This is a genomic window from Pseudoalteromonas rubra, from assembly GCF_001482385.1.
Lineage (GTDB): Bacteria > Pseudomonadota > Gammaproteobacteria > Enterobacterales > Alteromonadaceae > Pseudoalteromonas > Pseudoalteromonas ardens.
In genome coordinates this window covers 312,195-330,868 of sequence record NZ_CP013611.1, presented here as the reverse complement: position 1 = coordinate 330,868, position 18,674 = coordinate 312,195, and the positions used below count along the sequence as shown (strand labels likewise).

The 18,674-nt window shown below is 47.5% G+C and carries 13 protein-coding genes; 4 read left to right on the top strand and 9 right to left on the bottom strand.

Going from position 1 to position 18,674, the window contains the following annotated elements; translation table 11 throughout:
• Positions 1 to 270: 270 nt before the first annotated feature.
• Positions 271 to 2,487, top strand: coding sequence for a TonB-dependent receptor (locus AT705_RS01450; protein WP_058795177.1), 2,217 nt, complete (start codon positions 271 to 273; stop codon positions 2,485 to 2,487).
• 578 nt (positions 2,488 to 3,065) lie between these two features.
• Here the strand turns inward: AT705_RS01450 and AT705_RS01445 are convergent.
• From AT705_RS01445 to glk, 7 genes are all read right to left on the bottom strand, one after another.
• Entirely contained in the window at positions 3,066 to 4,940 is a 1,875-nt protein-coding gene (locus AT705_RS01445; RefSeq protein WP_058795176.1) for a S8 family serine peptidase, read from the bottom strand.
• Positions 4,941 to 5,229: 289 nt separating this feature from the next.
• Entirely contained in the window at positions 5,230 to 6,657 is a 1,428-nt protein-coding gene (locus tag AT705_RS01440; protein WP_049865757.1) for a YfcC family protein, read from the bottom strand.
• A 203-nt stretch (positions 6,658 to 6,860) separates the two neighbouring features.
• Entirely contained in the window at positions 6,861 to 7,865 is a 1,005-nt protein-coding gene (gene gap / locus AT705_RS01435) for a type I glyceraldehyde-3-phosphate dehydrogenase (RefSeq protein WP_058795175.1), read from the bottom strand.
• A gap of 17 nt (positions 7,866 to 7,882) precedes the next feature.
• Positions 7,883 to 8,503 carry a bifunctional 4-hydroxy-2-oxoglutarate aldolase/2-dehydro-3-deoxy-phosphogluconate aldolase gene (locus AT705_RS01430; protein WP_058795174.1) on the bottom strand — a complete coding sequence of 207 codons (621 nt, stop codon included), beginning with the start codon at positions 8,501 to 8,503 and terminating at the stop codon, positions 7,883 to 7,885.
• A 23-nt stretch (positions 8,504 to 8,526) separates the two neighbouring features.
• Complete coding sequence (edd, locus tag AT705_RS01425) at positions 8,527 to 10,380, bottom strand: phosphogluconate dehydratase (RefSeq protein WP_058795173.1); 1,854 nt, start codon at positions 10,378 to 10,380, stop codon at positions 8,527 to 8,529.
• Between the two features lie 260 nt (positions 10,381 to 10,640).
• A complete protein-coding gene (locus AT705_RS01420; protein ID WP_058795172.1) occupies positions 10,641 to 11,654 on the bottom strand; it encodes a LacI family DNA-binding transcriptional regulator in 1,014 nt (337 codons plus the stop codon).
• A gap of 14 nt (positions 11,655 to 11,668) precedes the next feature.
• The gene (gene glk, locus AT705_RS01415; protein WP_058797879.1) at positions 11,669 to 12,685 is read right to left on the bottom strand and encodes a glucokinase; all 1,017 of its coding nucleotides are present in this window, start codon (positions 12,683 to 12,685) and stop codon (positions 11,669 to 11,671) included.
• Positions 12,686 to 13,073: 388 nt separating this feature from the next.
• Here glk and AT705_RS01410 point away from each other — a divergent pair, with 388 nt between their 5' ends.
• Positions 13,074 to 14,096: a LacI family DNA-binding transcriptional regulator gene (locus tag AT705_RS01410; RefSeq protein ID WP_058795171.1), complete on the top strand. Its 1,023-nt coding sequence runs from the start codon at positions 13,074 to 13,076 to the stop codon at positions 14,094 to 14,096.
• 62 nt (positions 14,097 to 14,158) lie between these two features.
• Here the strand turns inward: AT705_RS01410 and AT705_RS01405 are convergent, their stop codons facing one another.
• Positions 14,159 to 15,049 carry an ABC transporter substrate-binding protein gene (locus tag AT705_RS01405; protein WP_237113765.1) on the bottom strand — a complete coding sequence of 297 codons (891 nt, stop codon included), beginning with the start codon at positions 15,047 to 15,049 and terminating at the stop codon, positions 14,159 to 14,161.
• Positions 15,050 to 15,290: 241 nt separating this feature from the next.
• On the opposite strand from AT705_RS01405, the gene AT705_RS01400 reads away from it, so the two are divergent.
• A complete protein-coding gene (locus AT705_RS01400) occupies positions 15,291 to 15,482 on the top strand; it encodes a hypothetical protein (protein ID WP_049865634.1) in 192 nt (63 codons plus the stop codon).
• 23 nt (positions 15,483 to 15,505) lie between these two features.
• Here the strand turns inward: AT705_RS01400 and msrA are convergent, their stop codons facing one another.
• A complete protein-coding gene (gene msrA / locus AT705_RS01395; RefSeq protein ID WP_237113812.1) occupies positions 15,506 to 16,726 on the bottom strand; it encodes a peptide-methionine (S)-S-oxide reductase MsrA in 1,221 nt (406 codons plus the stop codon).
• Between the two features lie 275 nt (positions 16,727 to 17,001).
• Here msrA and AT705_RS01390 point away from each other — a divergent pair, with 275 nt between their 5' ends.
• Positions 17,002 to 18,516 (top strand): leucyl aminopeptidase, encoded by a 1,515-nt coding sequence (locus AT705_RS01390; RefSeq protein ID WP_058795169.1) that lies wholly within the window; start codon positions 17,002 to 17,004, stop codon positions 18,514 to 18,516.
• Positions 18,517 to 18,674: the final 158 nt, after the last annotated feature.

Below are 18,674 nucleotides of genomic sequence, written 5' to 3'. Positions count from 1 at the left end.
ATTTAACCAAGTTTTATTGCAAAATTATTTCATTCCATTGTAGAATGCACGCCCAACCGAATAGCAGCTTTTGCTGGCCTTTCATTTTTAAAATTCTTGTTAATAAAAGTCATGCAGTCCCCATATGGTGATTGCTTTTTTGTGCGCGTCAATTTTATAAATGTCAAAATCCAGCTCAGTGATAGCCATTCAACCCGGTTGGCGACTTCCCTCGCAGAAACCACCACACACGAGATTTAAAATTAACCGTTTCTAACTTGAGGAACATACATGAGCACCACAGCACGCAATCTTACTCCGATCGCAACCGCCATGGCACTGGCAATGGCCGGCTTATCTTCTGCCCCCGTTTTAGCAGAAGAAGCACAAGCTGAGAAATCAAAAATCGAAGCCATCACAGTAACCGCGACCAAACGTTCACAGGTTATCTATGAAGTACCGATCGCTATGAGTGCATTCTCAGGAGATGATCTGGATGCGCAAGGTATCTCTGACATCACTGATGTGGGCAAATTTGTTCCAAATTTGAATATCACAGGTTTTTCTGCAGGTCATAACTCATCTGCAAACCCATTTATTCGTGGCATCGGCTTGCAAGACCACCTCATCACCACAGATCCAGGTGTCAGTGTCTATGTAGACGGTGTTTATTTGGGTCGCCAGGTAGGTCAAAACTGGAACCTGGCTAATATCGAGCGTATTGAAGTACTGCGTGGTCCTCAGGGTACTTTATATGGCCGTAACTCAATTGGTGGTGCTATTAACATCATCACTAAGCAGCCAGACCAGCAAGCAATCACTAAGGTTAGCGCGGAAACAGGTACACGTGGCCGCATCAAAGCAAGCATGTTCACTAACCAGGCCGTGACTGATGAACTGGCGTTCAACTTTAATATGGGCTTTAACCGCCGCGGTGGGCTGGGTGAATTTACTAACCTACCAAATGCTGAATACGATGTAGGTGAGAATCAGGAATTCCACGGTCGTATGTCTGTAAAATACACACCCACTGATGATCTACGTTTGGTCCTGACTGCTGACGCAAATGACGGTGAAGGTGGTACACGTCCGTTTACTGTTTTAATCGATGAAATGCCGGAAGGCCGTTTATATAAAGCAGGCCTGCGTAACTCTATGGTCGCCGCCGACCCGTATGACAATGCAACCAGCAGCATTGAGACAGCAACCGTTTCGAACAAAGCAAACGGTATCTCATTAACTGCCGAATACGATATCAATGCCGATTTTGGCACTAAGTTTATCTTCAGCAAACGCTCTTCAGAGTACAAAGCGGGCCTGGATGATGATGGTACAGCTATTGCGCTCGATCACTATCCAGAACGTGGTGAAGCTGATCAGACGTCTGTTGAACTGCAACTAACTGGCTACCTGGGTCGCGCGGATTTTGTAACGGGTCTGTACTGGTTTAATGAAGAAGGCAGCAACCGCCAGAGTTCAGACGAAGCAAGCTTTGACGGTGGCCCAACTAAACTTGAGTTGGATCAGGAAACAACCAGCCGCGCGGTATTTTTCAACCTGGGATATGACCTGACAGATGATCTGCGTCTGACCGGTGGTGTACGTTACACAGAAGATGAAAAAGAAGCATCAACTAACGTATTTGACCCTGTTGGCACCATTTCATCAAGCAAAGACTGGGATGAGATTTCATGGGAAGCCGCTGCCAACTATACCTTTGAAAATGGTCTGAACTGGTACGGTACGGTTCAAACTGGTTATCAGTCTGGTCAGTACCCAGCTCGTCCGTATTTCCTGATCGGTCAGTTCTTCGGCGAAGGCGGTTTTGACAACCCGAATGCCGCTGCTGCTGTACGTGCAAATAATGCTTTCATGGCGAGTGAGAACATCAGCGCTATCAACTATGAAACCGGCTTTAAAGGTCAGTTGACTGACGACTTCAGCATGAGTGTGGCGTTTTTCAACACCGAATATGAAGACCTGCCATATCAGGTGAACGTAGTCACGGACTCTGGATTCGACACAAACAACCTGATTGTTGAACAGACATCACGCGGTATCGAATTTGAAAGCACCTACTATGTCACAGACCGCTTTACCCTGCATTCAAGCTTCGGCTTCATGGATGTGGATGTAGAAGAGCAAAACGGCATTAAGCCGGTTGCCCCACTCACACCTGAGTGGACCGCTTCTATAAGCCCATCTTACGAATTTGAACTGAGTAACAATGCAACCGTCAACACACGTTTTGATATTTCATACCGCGACAGCATGTATGGTGAGCCAAGTTCAGATCCGCGCCGTATGACTCAAATCGATGACCGTACTACAGTAAACTTTGATATCTCTTACGCACCAGCTAACACCAACTGGGATATTTCTTTGTACGGTCGTAACATCTTTGATGAACGTTACGATGATGCACGCCTGAATACCGGTGACTATATCCTGGTGATCAAGAGCAATGATGCCAGCGAGTTTGGTGTTCGCTACCGCGCAACATTCTAACCAAAATAACCTCTTACAGGCTGCCAGTTACTGGCTGGTAGCCTGCCTCCCCCCTTTATTTACAATCACTCAATAATCACTGCTGTTTACATAACTCAAAAATCACCAACATTCCGGCTTTTAAAGCAGCTATCAGTATGCTTCAAAATGAGATGCCTCCCCAATAAAAAGCGCTTTTTACACCAATTTCCTTAATTAAGTGTTCTATTTTAAGGCGAGAGAATATGTTCGATAACTAGCCAAAACTTTGCGAATTTATACCTTAGGTAAAGATTCAAAATGAGAAATTTTTAACACAGTGAGCGTCATCTTTGCTCCGTGAAATTGGTATTAGACATCACGATGGGCCTGTCCCTTACTGCATACGGTGGAGGTCCGACGGTGGCGATACGCCAGTCAAAGAAAACAGAATGGCTTATCAAAGTAAACGAAGGTGAGGAAATCAACCAGCAAAGAAGACAGCTAGTTTTGAGCTTAAATTAGACTAGCCGATTTAAAACGACACAAACCAAAACGCTGCACCTCTATGAGACACGGCGTTTTGGTTTACTGGTTGCTCTGCAACCACTGTTCTGAATTTACAGCGCTTTTTTCTTCGTTACTTTCGTTTTATGACCCAGAATACGAATAGACCAGCCTTGTAATACACCAGCCTCAGGGTTGTTCTCTACCTGATGGACTTGACTCCCATTGACGAAGTCAAAGATCCCAAAAGCCCGGGTTTCGTTACTCATATCTGTGATATGTAGCTTCCACTGGCCATCGCCTGCATTGGCTTTCTCATCCCAAAACTTGTAACTGAGCATCAAATGATCTGTATAGCCATCCTGGCTACCGGGTGACTGCTCTGGTAAGCCCAGATGCTGCCCTACCAGGTTATTAAAGGGTGACATCAGGATACTGCGGGTACCATTCGGTGACTCCAGCTCTACTTTCAAATCTGAAATACGTGCGTGTCGTGCATCTAGCCGGATCTGAACACCTTCTATAAACAAGTCATCTGTTACTTTAATGCTTGCCGTTGTCGTCTGGCTGGCATCATCTTCAATAGTTGGATTCACTGCTTCATTCAGCCCATACCAGGGCGTCTTAACCAACTCAGAAGGGAGTTGTTCGATTGCATAGCGGCGCACCAGCTCTGTCGCTTTATCTACATCAATCAAACCAAAGCCATAGTAAGGTGAGAATGTGTGCCCTGCTGTATTGGTGCTCCACCCTTCAAATGCTGTAATGCCATTCACGTCGATGTCGGCGCGTGTCGGATCCACTTTTGTTGCTGTACGTGCCAGGAGATGACGGATGTCGCGCGGTGTCAGATCATGGTTCTGTTGCTGCGCAGCAGAAAGCAGCAACGCAATAGCACCCGACGTATTCGGTGCCGCTGACGATGTACCATTCATACGCACAGTAAAATCATCGTCTCCATTACAATTGAAGTTTGCATCAATGTTTTCCAGATACCAGGCGCATGAAATACGCGTAGTTGCATGACCCGGGGTGCCCCTGTCCAATCCACCAGGGGCAGTCAGAAACACATTACTCCCTACCGTCGAGTACTCAGACAATACACCATCTGCACTCAGCGCACTGACCGTCAGATTCCAGAAGTTCGCAGGAGTATAAAGTGAGTTACCGTTTGTCCAGGGCAAGCCATAATTACCGCCAACGGGAAAACTGTAACCGAAAAAGTCTAATCCTGTGTCTGTAAAATAGTGAATGCGAGAATCCCGATATGAATTTCCGGCTGCCTGCACGTAGACTGCGGTGCGGGGATCCTGTTCAGTGGACAGAGAAACCGCTTCATAGATCTTTTCCTGCTCAGGCTGGCTAAACATCAGGATATCTTTACCCTGGCTATCCTGAATGGTTTTTGAAAAAGTATAAGGCAAACTCACCGACGGACTCATACCATAACTTTTATTGAAGATACGGATCCGATCTGTGGTTGAGTTATCCAAAAGGTCACCATCGTAACCATGACTTATCTTCCACTGCTCATGACTTTCGAAGGTTCCGCCATAATTGGTAAATGCCGTAACCTTTGCCATTGGCGCAACTCCACGCACCCCGATGTTGTTTTGTACCGCAGCAATTATCCCCGCCACCATAGTGCCATGATCGCTACCAGCATTAGGTTGTGGATTAATTAAGGGATCATCTATTGTATTGGCATCTAAGTCTGCATGTTCCATGTCAACACCCGAATCCACGACTGCTACCAGAATATCCTGTCCTTTGTGACCCCAGATATGCGTCTGCCACAAGTTCAGGTCAATTCCAGACTGGGTATTTGCCAGTGAACCGGAATTTAGTAAGTTCCACTGCAATGCAAGCATAGGATCCCCATTTGGATCAAGCCAGCGGTGTTGATAGTCACGATCAGTTGTTGCAGAAGCACTTACACTGAGTAGTGTCGCGATAATACAAGCAAGAGGCTGTTTCTTTATTTTCATTGTACAGTTCCTTTTTTGGGTTCACCTCTATTACTAGCACTTCAACTTTTCCACTGCCAAGAACAAAAATACAAAAACATATTTACAAAATAACATAAAAGGTAACAAAAACACCCAAAACCTAGTTTGTGAGCTACGTCATAAAAACAACAAGCTGGGTAGGTAACAAACTGAAAGCTAGAATTAGCGACAACATATATCATTAATTAGGATAAAGAGGGTTTAGAGGGGGCCGGGCTGTGAGCGAAGAGATTGCTCGCAGAGCGGATACTCTGCGAGCAGATAGATATTACGATTGCACCTGTGTCGTTGCACTCACTTTTGGCTGTACATCTTCACCATAACCAAATGTAACCGCAAGCACCAATACCACTGACGCTGCCAGCATCAGCTTGCCGAATAGCGGCAGACAGAATCGGAACCATAAATGATAAGGTACACCGGCCATTCCGATGATACCCATCAGCACAGCGTTGGTTGGAATAATCATGTTAGAGAAACCATCACCAAACTGGTATGCAAGCACTGCAACCTGACGATACACACCAATGATGTCACCAACCGGTGCCATAAGCGGCATAGTTACATATGCCTGACCACTGCCCGAAGGAATAAACAGGTTCAACAGTGTTTGCATAATGAACATGCCGACCGCAGCCAGCTCAGCGCCTAAATGTGACAGCGGCGACGACATAGCGTAAACCAAGGTATGCAAGATCTGTCCATCTTCCATAATTAACGCAATGCCCCTTGCAACACCAATCAGGATGGCAGTACTTGCCAGATCTTTCACGCCTTCAATAAACTCATTTGCAGCGCGGTCAGCACCAATCTGGCCGACTAACGTTGTGAAAATACCCCAGGAGATAAACACCGCACCCAGCTCATACAGATACCAGCCCTTTTGAGAAATACCCCAGACAGCCGTGATAATGGCAGCAACGAGGCCAAACAAGATCATTTGGTGGCGCTTATTAAGCATCGGGTAATTCGCTTCTGCTGAACCAGCAAGCGGACAAGGCAGGCCTTTCGTCAGGGATAATTCAGGGTTTGCCTGTACTTTTTTGGCATAGCTCCATACGTGATGGAAACCAATTAAAACGAACGGCAAGAAAATCGCCAGACGTAGCTCAATACCTGAGTAAACCGGAATATCAGCAACCTTTTGCGCTACCATCACGGTAAAAGGGTTAAAGGCTGACACACCATAACCAATCCCATACCCTGCCACGACCATGCCCACAGCAGTCATCGCATCAAGCCGCATTGCTTTACACAGTCCCACCAGAATCAGGACAAAGGGAATATATTCGCCCGCAGTACCAATGGCGCCGGATGCGAGTGCAAAGCAAAACACCACCATAAAAATCAAAATATTTGGCTTATGACCAAACCGCTCAAGCAGGCGGCCAATTAAGGCATCAATGGTACCCGTTGCACGTGCAATTGACAGAACACCTCCGACAATAAAAACAAAGAAAATAACGTCTTGTGCAGCTGCAAATGCGCGCGGAATAGCGACCAGGAAATCCATGGGCGTTAAATGAGTTTGTGCTTCAGCAAGTGCATAAGTGCCGGGCACTACAGCCTGACGGCCATTATCGAGCGTGACTGTATCGAAGAAACCTTGCGGAACTAGCCAAGTCGCAATATATGCCACCAGCATCATAGACAACAGCAGGATGAGCGTATGAGGTACTTTAAACCCTTCTTTCATGTTATTTCTTTGTCGTTAATTAAAATTGTGCGCAGTGTAATAAAAATCAGCCCTAAGGTGCAAACACCACGCGCCTAATAGGCCAACTTTGGCGTTAAAAAAGGTAAACACGCCGCTTTGTATAAAAAAGCGCGTACAAAAAAGCCCCACATGGTGTGGGGCTAAAATGACGCAAGAATTTAAATTGCCGCTAAGCGTGTTACTTACAGGAACGCAGCCAATGCTTTTGCCTGGTCAAGCATACGATTTGAGAAACCCCACTCGTTGTCATACCAAGCCATAACTTTAACCAATTTTCCATCCACTTTAGTCTGCGTCGCATCAAAGACTGATGAAGCCGGGTTATGATTGAAGTCCACAGATACCAGCGGCAAAGTGTTATATTCGAGGATACCTGCCATTGCACCTTCTGCAGCCCCCTGAAGGATCTCATTGACCTCCGCAGCAGATGTTTCACGTTTAGCGATAAAGGTCAGGTCAACCACAGAGACATTGACGGTAGGCACGCGTACTGCCATGCCATCCAGTTTACCCGCCAGCTCAGGCAGCACCAGACCAACCGCTTTAGCCGCACCAGTTTTGGTCGGGATCATAGACTGTGTGGCACTACGTGCACGGTATAAGTCTTTGTGATAGACATCACACAGGTTTTGGTCATTGGTATATGCATGAATGGTGGTCATACTGCCCTGCTCAATACCAATGGAATCGTTCAGTGCTTTCGCAACTGGTGCCAGACAGTTAGTCGTACAAGACGCATTTGAAATAATAGTGCTGTCTGCATTTAGCACATCACTGTTCACACCGTGCACAACAGTGGCATCCATATCCGTTCCAGGTGCAGACACAATGACTTTCTTTGCACCCGCAGTAATGTGTTTGCCCGCAGTTTCACGTGAAGTAAACAAACCCGTACACTCAAGCACGATGTCGACATCCAGATCACGCCACGGTAATTGCTCAGGGTCTCGCTCTTGGGTCAGCGTGATCTTATCTTCACCAACAGTCAGCGTGTTGTCTTTCAATTCAACAGGGAAGTTAAAGCGTCCGTGTACAGAGTCAAACTGAGTCAGGTGCGCGTTAGTCTGTGCAGGTGCCAGATCATTGATCGCGACAATCTTGATCTGGTCATTTTGACCTGATTCGTAAAGTGCTCTCAGTACATTTCGACCGATACGGCCATAGCCATTAATTGCAATATTAATCATAACCCTATTCCCCTAAATTAGTTTACTTCACTTGCTTGTCGAGCAAGCGCTTCGATGGCTTGCCAGTCTTTGTTTGCGATAAGTGTTTTATCGAGCATCCAGGTCCCTCCAACACAGATTACATTGCTCAGTGCCAGATAGTTGGGTGCTGTTGCTAAGCTGATCCCACCAGTTGGGCAAAACGTCACCTGAGGTAAAGGACCACCGATTGATTTCAGCATTGCCGTGCCACCTGCAGCTTCTGCCGGGAAAAACTTAAGAAACTTAAAGCCCTGCGCTGCCAGTTCCATCGCTTCGCTAGGCGTCGCCGCACCAGGCAGAAACGGGATATCAGACTCTTTTGCCAGCGCCAGTAATTCTAAGCTGACACCCGGGCTCACCATAAAGTCGGCGCCAGCCTCAACAGAAGCGTCAAACGAGGCTTTGTCGACCACAGTACCTGTGCCTACATAGGCCTCTGGTACCGCTTCTTTCATCGCCTTTACTGCTTGTGCAGCAACTGGCGTACGCAATGTCACCTCTAATGCGCGAAGACCACCGCGATATAATGCCTGCGCTAATGGCACTGCATCTTCTAAATCATCAATAACAATAACGGGTACTACCGGTGCCGCTGATAAAATCTCTTTAATGCTCATAATGTCCTCATTCCCAGTTGCTATTATTCTTCTATGCCGAATGCACTCGCACCTAAATCGGCGCTGCTGACAATATTTCTAAAGCCGCTAAATAACTCACGGCCTGTACCAAAGGTTGTACCAACTTCCGTTAGTTCAATCTCGCGCTGGGCAAGCTCTTCGTCGCTGACATGCAGTAGCAGCTCACCTTTTGGTGCGTCTAATGTGATCAAATCGCCTTCCCGTACTTTCGCAATCGGGCCACCTTCAACGGCTTCCGGAGCCAGGTGAATAGCCGCAGGGACTTTGCCTGAGGCGCCTGACATACGACCGTCTGTCACGATGGCAACCTTAAAGCCTTCATCCTGCAAACTCGCCATGACCGGTGTCAATTTGTGTAATTCCGGCATCCCTTTTGCCTTAGGACCTTGCTCTTTGATAACCGCAATAAAGTCCTGATTAAGTTCGCCTCGCGTATAAGCTTCTTGCAGTGCGGCTTGTGAACTAAATACTTTGGCAGGTGCCGACACCACCTGGTGCTGCTCTGCAACGGCCGACACTTTAATCACTGATTTACCCAGGTTTCCACTCAGTAGCTGTAAGCCACCTTGATTGTTGAATGGGTTAGAAACGGGTCTGAGTACATCTTCGTCCAGAGAATCTACCGGGCAATCAATCCACTTCACTTTTGCAGGACCCTTGCTGTCCGTCATGATGAGTGAAGGATCGACATCCAATACAGGTTCTTTGGTGTATGCATCCAGGCCTTCGCCGACAATGGTTTTTACGTCATTGTGCAGGTAACCCGCATCACGCAACTCACGCATCAGGAATCCCATACCACCAGCAGCCTGGAAGTGATTCACATCGGCTGAGCCATTTGGGTAAATACGCGTCAGCAACGGCACAACTTCCGATAAATCAGCCATGTCTTTCCACGTGATTTCGACGCCAGCCGCTTTTGCCATCGCAACCAGGTGAATAGCGTGGTTAGTTGACCCCCCCGTCGCTAACAGACCAACCAATCCGTTAATCACAGTTTTCTCACTGACCACTTCCGCCAGGCTATTCGCTTTGTCATCACCCTGGAGTTGCTTCAACATGGTTTCTACTGCGCTGGCTGTCAGGCCTTCGCGCAGTTCAGTGTAAGGGTTGATAAATGAGCTGCCCGGTAAATGCAGACCCATAATTTCCATGAGCATTTGGTTTGAGTTAGCGGTACCGTAGAAAGTACAGGTACCTGCGCTATGGTAAGACGCACTTTCCGCTTCCAATAGCTCTTCGCGGCTCACCAGGCCCTGTGCAAATTTTTGTCTAACACGCGCCTTTTCTTTGTTTGGAATACCCGACTGCATCGGTCCCGCAGGTAAGAAGTAAATGGGAAGGTGGCCAAAAGATAGTGCGCCAATCAACAGTCCCGGAACAATCTTGTCGCACACCCCCAGACAGAACACACCGTCAAACACGTCGTGTGAGAGTGCAACCGCTGTCGACATTGCTATCACATCACGTGAAAATAAAGACAGCTCCATGCCATCGCGACCCTGCGTTACACCGTCACACATTGCCGGTACACCACCGGCAACCTGTGCGGTCGCATCGTATTTTTCGGCAATCGCTTTGATTTGATCCGGATATTCTTTGTAAGGCACGTGGGCAGACAACATGTCGTTGTACGAATTGATGATGGCCAGGTTTGGCTGCTCATCAGCTTTTAATCTGGTTTTGTCACTGCTCGAACAGGCCGCCATCACGTGTGCCAGGTTACCACAGCCTAGTCCGGCTCTGACTCGAGTTTGTTTTTTTGCTTGTTCGATACGCTCAAGATAGGCATGACGAGATCGCTGACTGCGAGTGATAACGCGTTGAGTGACTTCATGAATTCGAGGATGCAACATAATTCAACTCTCTATTGTTAGAGGAAAAGGCTCAGTACAGCTCTACCTGTACTGAGCAGCTTTGATTTACCCGTTCAAAGGTACGCTATCAGGTTGTCTCTCACCCCAACCTGACACCGGTGTCACTATATTTACTCACGTTTCTGACACCGGTGTCAACCTTTCCGTTAAATTTAGTCTAAATTTCACAAATGAACAAATAACAAACAAAAAAGCCCGACCAGTAATGGCCGGGCTTTGGGCAAGTATAAAAATGGGATTTAGTGGTTTTGGGCTGTTGACTCGCGAGTGATTAGACGCGCTTCCAGCACACGATGATAAACCTCTTCCTGAGGCTCAGAAATCTGCAGTATCAGTTGCTCAACCGCCTGCAGGGTCATCTCTTCGACTGGCTGTGCAATGGTCGTCAGGCCCGGCCAGATATGCCTGGCAATAGGTGCATTATCGAACCCGGCAATAGACAAATCCTCCGGCACTCGCAACGCCCGCTGGGTTGCCAGCTTAAGGACAGCTGCCGCCATGTAGTCGTTCGAGGCAAACACAGCGGAGGGACGTGGCGTCAGATCCAGTATCGCCTTAGCACTATCTGCACCCGAGTGGTAACTGAAGTTACCCTCAGCCACAAGCCGTTCTTGTAAAGGAATTTTGTGCTGTTCGAGCGCCCGTTTATAACCGTTAAATCGGTTTTCGGTGGCACTATGATCCGGGTGTCCCTTGATAAATGCAATGTCGGTATGCCCAAGCGTAATCAAGTGCTCGGTGAGTTCATATGCCCCCTGCTCGTCGTTGCTACATACAGAAATGGAGTCATCATCCTGAATTGCAGAAGCCACCAATGCGTAATTGACTTGTTTCTGCTTAAGAAACTCTATCAATTCCCTTGAATCAGAAAATGGCGGCGTCAACACCAGCCCGTCGAGGCGAGACGTCGTCAGCAATTGATCTATGTTGTCAATTAACGCCTCCCCCCTGAGCTCACATGGGTGGATCAGCAAGTTGTAATTGTGTTTATGACACGCTTCTAACGCACCGCTTTGCACCCGAGTGATGTAACTTTTACTCGGGTTATCATACAGACAGCCGATAATGAAGCTCTTGTTACGCGCCAACCCCCGAGCTATCGGGTTTGGCCGATAGTCCAGCTCTTTGAACACCTTGAGTACTTTCTCACGGGTCGCCGGGCTGACGTTAGGTTCATTATTCAGCACTCGAGAAACCGTCTTTTTCGAGACTCCCGCATACTGTGCGACACTGTTAATGGTCACTTTCTTCATTACACTTATCCTGACTATCTGATGCTCGCACGCTCATGTAGACACGCTGCGGCACCAATCAAAGGAATATTTTCCTGCACAACTAAGGTGACTGGGATCTGGCCTGCGTACTGACTCATAGGCCCTTTAGTCACAAAACGCTCAACAAACTGGCTTGATTTGAGTCGCTCTGCCATTCGCGGCAATATCCCACCACCAATAAATACGCCTCCAAGCGCACCAAACGTTAACGACAGATCGCCAGCTACGCTGCCAATCCAGTCACAAAAATGATTCAACGTGGCATCGCAGATCTCACACTCGGATGCGCGCTCACTGATCTGTGCAGCAGTCAACCTTTCTGCGGTACGGCCTTTTACTTTAGCCATGGCTTGATATAAATGTGCCAATCCACGCCCCGAAAACACCTCTTCAACAGAGACATGTGCAATCTCCTGCTTCAGAGCCACCAACAGTTGCTGGTCCAGTTCGGTCACTGCAGCGAGGCTAATGTGGCCAGCTTCACAGCTCATAACAGCACTACCATTAATGTCTCTGGTCAGACATGCGGCACCAAAGCCAGTGCCAGGTCCCATCACTGCGATGTTGGCGCCGGCCTGTGCCTGACCCGATTTAATTTCTATATTTTGTTTTGGGTCTAGATACGGCGCTGCGTAAGCAAAGGCTGCAAAGTCATTGATCACAGCCAATTCATTAAAACCGAACTGCTGTTTAATATCCTGACTGTTAAACTGCCAACCGAGATTCGTCAGATAAACCTGTTGAGCCTTAACGGGGCCCGCAACGGCTAAACACGCGCGTGTTGGTTTGGCTATTGGGAGTTCATTGAGGTAACGGCTAATGGCAGTTTCAAAAGAGGGAAATTCGGCGCTGGGATACGTAGACTGATGACTAATAATAAACTGATTGTTGCTCGATTCGTAGTGGGTTACGACGGCAAAGCGGGCATTGGTACCGCCAATATCCGCGACGACAATTGGCTCAAAGGCCTGTCCTGTGTCATTCGAGCTATGAGGTGTTGTCTGGCTCATGTTGTTTTTCTCTTTTATCTGGGTGCACTTAGTGCACAACTTCCAAGGTAACTGGCTTGGGTGATGATGCCAAGATTCAGCTAGATAACTTTGCACGTTCAGCTGAAAAAAGGCTGTCCCCGAAAGGACAGCTAAATACGTTTTGACAACAAAATGATAAAACAGTGACATTATGACACCGGTGTCAGATGGAGGCAATAAAAATTTTGGTCAGATCGGTGCTGCGTATGCCAACTGCGTGTTTTCACGCCAATTCTATTTGTCGTATACAGTATAGTGACAGTACAATCAGTTAAATATGTTACTAAAGAGGAAACAGAGATATTAAGCTTGCAAATTTTATTCATTTGCTGACAATAATCAGGTTATCACTCAGAACCAATGCACTATGAAACCTAAAGGCAAAGCCACCTCTTTTGATATCGCCCATTTTGCGGGCGTCTCCCAGTCTACAGTGTCCCGTGCGCTGAGAAACAGCCCGTTGGTCAATGAAGAGACACGTCGCCGCGTCTGGGAAGTCGCAAAGGAGCTCAACTATAAAGTCGACAAAAACGCCAGTAACCTGCGCACTCAGCAAAGCAGCACACTGGCTCTGTTACTGTTTGAAGACCCAACCGGTGATGAATCACAAATCAACCCGTTTTTTCTTAATATGCTGGGCAGCATCACCCGAGCCTGTGCAAAGCAAGGCTATGATCTGCTGGTGTCCTTCCAGTCCACGAGTCAAGATTGGCGAGCAGACTATGAGGATAGCCACCGTGCCGACGGTATCATTCTGCTTGGATATGGTGACTACATGGACTACCAGTCTCGCCTTCAGCAATTGCTCACTCAGGATACCAAATTTGTTTGCTGGGGAGCGACAGTCGATGGGCGTGAGGATTTGACGGTCAGCTGTGATAACTATGGTGGTGGTAAATTGGCAGCGGAACATCTGTTACAGCAAAATCGCGCTCAGTATGCTTTTGTCGGTGACGCATCAGAGCACAGCCCTGAATTTTTCGCACGCTTCAAGGGGTTTAGAGATACGCTGATAGCCAATGACTGTGTATTATCAGAGCGCCAAATCGCCAATGCGATTTCAACTGAGGAGTCGGGTTATCATGCAACCCGGTCTTTATTGGCTAATAATATTCAATTTGACGCGTTATTCGCAGCCAGCGACCTCATTGCAATTGGCGCGCTCAAAGCACTCAAAGAAGCTGGCAAAGAAGTGCCTGATGATGTAGCGGTTATTGGCTTCGATAACATTGCTGCCGCCAACTTTATTTCACCCGCCCTGACTACGGTGCAACAGAATACAACGCTGGCCGGTCAGATGCTGGTCAATAACCTGCTCTCTTTAATTAAAGGAGAAACAGTCACAGATACCCTGTTACCACCTAAGCTGATTGTCCGGAGATCCGCGTAAATTCACATTTTTCTATTACAGCTATATAAAACATACCGTTATGTGGTATTTCTGTAGATATTTTAAGCGCGTAAGCAGCTGACAAACCATTTACGCCAACGTACCTGATTATTTTCAAGCCAGTGCTTGGCAACCAGGCTTGGGGTGAAATTCTCCAGATTTACCATAGCAGCAAGCTGTTCAAGCGTTGCACCGGTCATATTGAACTGACGCAACCCCTCCGCCAGGCAGGGATGTTGTTCAACAAATAGCGTGCTGGCCACTTTTTTTAGCCAGCCAGATTTGGGGTTGCCGCAGTCAAACAAAAACTTGGGATTCACGCCCCAACTGGGCTCAGTTTCACAGCGCTCGTCAAAGTCCGGAAACTCAACAAACTCACCTGGATACACGGCACCCACCCAGTTAGGCGTCCAGTTAAACATGAGGATGGGCTGTTTGATTTTGTGCGCGATGGCCAGTTTTTTCCACAAGGCCTCACCGCTGTCTACTTGTTCCACAACAAATGGCAGCTTCAGTGCCCGGATCCTGGCTCTGTCAGGCTTTTCCCACGGACCTGCAATATACACACCTTTACCCTGGGAACCAGGACGGGCAAATACCTCCGCACACTGGATCAGGGCTTCCCAATGAGGAAGCCCGGGACAATGTTGCTTAACATACAGTGGATACCACCAATCCTCTCGGGTTTTAAGCGCATAATCCCCCAGGTCGACTATGATCTGGCTCTGCATCAACTGCGCATATTTATCCGCCATGGTGCCTTCCCACACTTCAACCTGTACGTCTGCCATACCGGCTTTGAGTAAGAACCATTGGCCATCCGTTTTGGCTTCGATAAACTCAGTCTGGTAACCCAGCTCCGTAAAAATATCTGCCACAATATGAGAAAGAACCTGTTGGCTGGTCCAGTCATTGTAGAGGATCTGCACTGGCTGCACGGCCCTCAGCGACAATGACCATGCCAGAATCAAAACACAGAACAAACGATGCATAGTAAGAGCGAAGTCAAAATATAAGTCTCTTCAGTATAGTTATAAATTCGTTCTGCCGTACCTCCTCATTACATGTCTTTTTTGTGATATAATTATTTACAAATACACATGAAAAACAATTTTACAACATTATTACAACTATACTAACGTGGATATTGTTCAACAAATGAACATCACGCATTTTTTTAAAAGGAATATCAAAATGAAACTCAATTTAAACAAAAAAAGCATCAAAAGACTCAGTACAGACAAAGCACTGGCAATGCAAGCGACGCCACAAGTGGCTGGAGGTCGTCCCAAAAGCTATTTCAATAACTGTGCACCTACCGAAAACCGCTTTTGCTGGGAAGAGTCAATCAACAATTGCCCGCTGTCTCAGGCGATTGGGTGCTAGTCCTTTAGCTCAGACCAAGTTACTCAGTCAGATGAAAAGTGATTTGCCTGATAATCCTGTCTTGATTTAAACTCTAATACGGTCGCATTGATGCAGTAGCGGTCACTTCCGCCGGGCCCTTCCTTAGCAAACACATGACCCAGATGAATTCCGGATGAACTGGAACGGATCTCAACGCGTTGCATACCATGACTATTATCCTCATGATAAGTAACACTGTCTGCGACCGGGTGCTTAAATGACAACCAGCCAGTGCCCGAATTAAACCTATCTTTCGTATCAAATAAGGCTTGCCCGCTGAGCTTGTCGACAAAGACCCCATCCCCTGTTTTCTTGAACAAGTCATATTGTTTACAAAATGGTCTGTCTGTGCCCTGTTCAAACGCGGTTTTAAAGGCGTCGCTGTCACCCAATTTAAATGCGCCCAGCGCCTGATAGAATTCCTTACGGTTCATATAGCCCTGAAACCCAGCAACTTCTTTACCATTTTCAAGGAATAAAATGGTCGGTGTCGCCCAGGTCGCTGACATAATACTCAGCCCCTGCAACTGGCTGGCACGGCGATAATGTAAAGGAATGCTACCCTGATAGTCGTTCACGACTTGCTGCTTAAACTTGTCACAATATGGGCAGTAAGGCGCATCAATCACAACCACGTGCTTGCCCGCTAACAAAGCGTCATTGTCAACTTGCTGCTCTGCTATATCGATAAAAGTGACACCAGTACTGTGATCCGGGCAATACCCATTGGGGTTTTTAACCAGGTAATTCTGATGATATTCTTCTGCTCGAACGAATGCTGCGAGCGGTTTAAGTTCGGTCTGGATTTGGCCATATCCAGCTTTCGTCAACAATACCTGATACTGCTCAGTTAACGAAATAGCCTGTTCTTTTTGCGCTTTATCGGTATACAGTATTATCGAGCGGTATTGTGTACCAATGTCGTTGCCCTGACGGTTTTTCTGAGTCGGGTCATGGCTTTCAAAATAAGCTTTAAGCAATGACGCGGTCGAGAGCCGACTGGCATTATAAGTCACCCGCACTACTTCAGCGTAATTGTTAGGATCAAAACGCCTGCTAGGTGCCGTAATTGCCTTGTAACTTGCTGTAAACCCACGGCCATCAGCGTAGCCGGATTCAGCATCTACCACACCAGGCAAAGCCTCGTAGCGTTTTTCTGCCCCCCAAAAACACCCTGACCCCAGAACCAAAGTTTTAATATGTGAGCTGGCTTGTTCAGGCATTGTGCTGTTGACAGAGACTTCACCAGCATTCACCAGACTTGCGGCACTCATCAGCGTAAATCCCAGAATTAGTCGTTTATTCACTCCGGTATCCTTTAAATAAATATCTGTTATCTACTGAGACCGCGAAACCGTGACTGCTCTTTCATTATCAGGGAAAAAACCTGCCAGCCCGCACTTTAACTATGATTCTGTGTCATTCAACGACATTTAATTAATTAATCTGGTCGTTTAGGGTAAAACAAAGTCCAAATTAGTTATTGAGGGTTTAATCAATGTCATTATCTACTCGTCTTTGCGCACTCAGCGTCGCACTTTTCGGCTCAGCATCGGCTTTGGCCGCAGACATCCAGTTCACCAATAAACTGAACGAAAGAACCGATGCGCTGGTTGTGTTTCAGGACAGCGAGCAAAGCAATGCATTTAAATTTCTTGACAGAGATACCCGTAAACAGCTTTCCAAAGCACTTGAAGCAGACAAATTTACAGGTGAATACGGCAAGGTTGTAGAAGTATTAGCGCCAGTGGACTCCAGGCACAAGCGCATTCTTGTCGTCGGTCTTGGTGAGCGCGATGAGCTGGACAGTGCCAAAATGGCCAAGCTTGGTGGTAACCTGCATGCCAAACTGGAGAAAAAAGAAGCCGGCACCGTCAGTGTGGCATTCAAAGGCGTTAATGGTCAGCTAAGTAACCATGCGCTTGCTGCACAATATGCACATGGTGCAAATCTGCGCGACCACACTTTCGAGTTATACAAAAAAGAACCTAACACGCACAGCATGACCTACAGCCTGAGTGTCGATGACCAACGTCAAACCCAGGCCGAGTACACCACTTTAAGCTATATCGAGCAGGGTGTGTTTCTGGCGCGTGACCTGACCTCAGAAGTTCCGACTGAAATGACGCCAGTTGATTTTGCAAATGCCGCAAAACAACTTGAGCAATATGGTGTTGAAGTCAAAATCCTCGAACCCGAGCAGCTTAAGTCTCTGGGAATGAACGCATTGGAAGGTGTTGGCAGAGGCAGTAAAGAAGGTGCACGCCTGGTGGTAGCCCATTATAAAGGAAATAACGACACCCCAATTGCACTGGTTGGTAAAGGGATCACGTTTGACTCTGGCGGTTATAGCATCAAAACAGGCAAATCTATCGCCCGCATGAAATCAGATATGGCTGGCGCCGCTGCGGTACTGGGTACCGTAAAGGCTATGGCACTGGCGAAAGCAGATGTGAACGTGGTTGCCGTGATGGGCATGGCCGCGAACATGGTTTCTGAGAATTCTATTGCACCCGGTGACGTGCTGCGTACAGCAGAAGGTCTGAGTGTCGAAATCCTCAACACCGATGCGGAAGGCCGCTTGGTATTGAGTGACGCTATGTGGTATGCCCGCACCTACTACAAACCAGAGGTAATGGTTGATCTTGCAACGCTGACAGGCTCGAAAATCCGTGCTGTCGGTAACCGCTACGCAGCCGTGTTCTCAGACGATGATCAGCTAGTCACGGAATTTACGGTTGCAGGTAAAGCCGTCAATGAGCCGCTATGGCGACTTCCTCTGGGCTACCAAGACATGCTGAAATCCGATATTGCAGATATTGCTAATATTGGTTCTGGCGGCCCTGGTGCAACCACCGCGGCCTCATTCCTGCAGCACTTTGCCGGTGACACGCGCTGGTTACATATTGATATTGCCGGAAACGCACTGACTACCACAGGTAAAGGTGAAGTATCTCCGGGTGGCACCGGGTTTGGTGTACGCCTGTTGAGTGAATGGTTGTTAAGCAACTAACTCAATCCCAACTGAAGAGAGCCATGCAACCCTTGCATGGCTTTTTTTTAGCTGTGGTTAGCTCTCAGACTGACAACGCTGGACAGGTTTGGCAAGACAGCCAACAATAAGCTTGCTATGCTTTGCCCGGGTGTCCCTCTGAGTGAACCGACACTGAC

Coding starts and splice junctions, on each gene's coding strand:
- AT705_RS01440 (WP_049865757.1), bottom strand. CDS start 6,657: ATGAAAGAAGGGTTTAAAGTACCTCATACGCTCATCCTGCTGTTGTCT.
- glk (WP_058797879.1), bottom strand. CDS start 12,685: ATGAGCCAGACAACACCTCATAGCTCGAATGACACAGGACAGGCCTTT.
- AT705_RS01445 (WP_058795176.1), bottom strand. CDS start 4,940: ATGAAAATAAAGAAACAGCCTCTTGCTTGTATTATCGCGACACTACTC.
- gap (WP_058795175.1), bottom strand. CDS start 7,865: ATGATTAATATTGCAATTAATGGCTATGGCCGTATCGGTCGAAATGTA.
- AT705_RS01390 (WP_058795169.1), top strand. CDS start 17,002: ATGTCATTATCTACTCGTCTTTGCGCACTCAGCGTCGCACTTTTCGGC.
- AT705_RS01450 (WP_058795177.1), top strand. CDS start 271: ATGAGCACCACAGCACGCAATCTTACTCCGATCGCAACCGCCATGGCA.
- AT705_RS01400 (WP_049865634.1), top strand. CDS start 15,291: ATGAAACTCAATTTAAACAAAAAAAGCATCAAAAGACTCAGTACAGAC.
- AT705_RS01430 (WP_058795174.1), bottom strand. CDS start 8,503: ATGAGCATTAAAGAGATTTTATCAGCGGCACCGGTAGTACCCGTTATT.
- AT705_RS01410 (WP_058795171.1), top strand. CDS start 13,074: ATGAAACCTAAAGGCAAAGCCACCTCTTTTGATATCGCCCATTTTGCG.
- AT705_RS01420 (WP_058795172.1), bottom strand. CDS start 11,654: ATGAAGAAAGTGACCATTAACAGTGTCGCACAGTATGCGGGAGTCTCG.
- edd (WP_058795173.1), bottom strand. CDS start 10,380: ATGTTGCATCCTCGAATTCATGAAGTCACTCAACGCGTTATCACTCGC.
- msrA (WP_237113812.1), bottom strand. CDS start 16,726: ATGCCTGAACAAGCCAGCTCACATATTAAAACTTTGGTTCTGGGGTCA.